Here is a 683-nt window from a genome sequence, read left to right as displayed (position 1 = left end):
GCCTCACCCCCAAGCGCGCCATTAGAGACGTCATTGAAGCGCTGGAGAGCGGGTTAAAAGCTGTCATTCCGGCGGTTCCTGTTACCGACACACAGAAGGTTGTGGAGCCGGTGGGGGCCTCCTCGAAAATTGAAAAAGTCGTTGGGCAAGTTGATCGCGCGCAGCTGCGCGGAGTTCAAACCCCGCAAGGTTTTCACTGGGAAACCGCTATGCGCGCACACGAGGCGGGCCGCGAACTGCTGGCCCAAGGTGTGGAACTAACCGACGATGCCGGGCTTGTGGAAGCTCTTGGCGAGGATGTGCATGTGACGCCGGGTAGCGCGCTGTCCATGAAGATTACAACCAAACTAGACCTGGTGGTTGCCGCAGAAATCCTGGCCCGGCCAGACCGGTATCAGAGCCTGTTGGAGGAATAACATACCGCCAACGAAACTAAATGGTCTTTAAATCCATAATTTTCTGATTTCGGGTTAAAGTCAGAAGCGTGACTACTTCATCAACTAATCACAGCTTTGGCAACGAGGCCCCCGCTAAAAAAGAAAGCATCCTAAATAAGACCGTTCTTGCATGGTCGCTTTGGGACTGGGGTTCGGCCGCATTCAACGCGGTTGCCACCACATTCGTATTTTCTGTTTATTTGACTTCCGGCATGTTTGCCGACACGGATAAGTCATCAGAGTCGC

The 683-nt window shown here is 53.6% G+C and carries 1 protein-coding gene and 1 pseudogene; both read left to right on the top strand.

Features of this window, described 5'->3' with window-relative positions; translation table 11 throughout:
* Positions 1-416: IspD/TarI family cytidylyltransferase (locus tag HMPREF1627_RS00660; RefSeq protein WP_034500256.1), on the top strand; the 416-nt coding region annotated here is incomplete at its 5' end.
* Positions 417-484: 68 nt separating this feature from the next.
* Positions 485-683, top strand: a pseudogene (locus tag HMPREF1627_RS10085) (MFS transporter); the annotation flags it as partial.

It is taken from the genome of Actinomyces sp. S6-Spd3 (assembly GCF_000758755.1).
Taxonomy (GTDB): Bacteria; Actinomycetota; Actinomycetes; order Actinomycetales; family Actinomycetaceae; genus Pauljensenia.
Note: the sequence above shows the minus strand (reverse complement) of the source record. Positions and strands in the feature narration are given on the sequence as shown.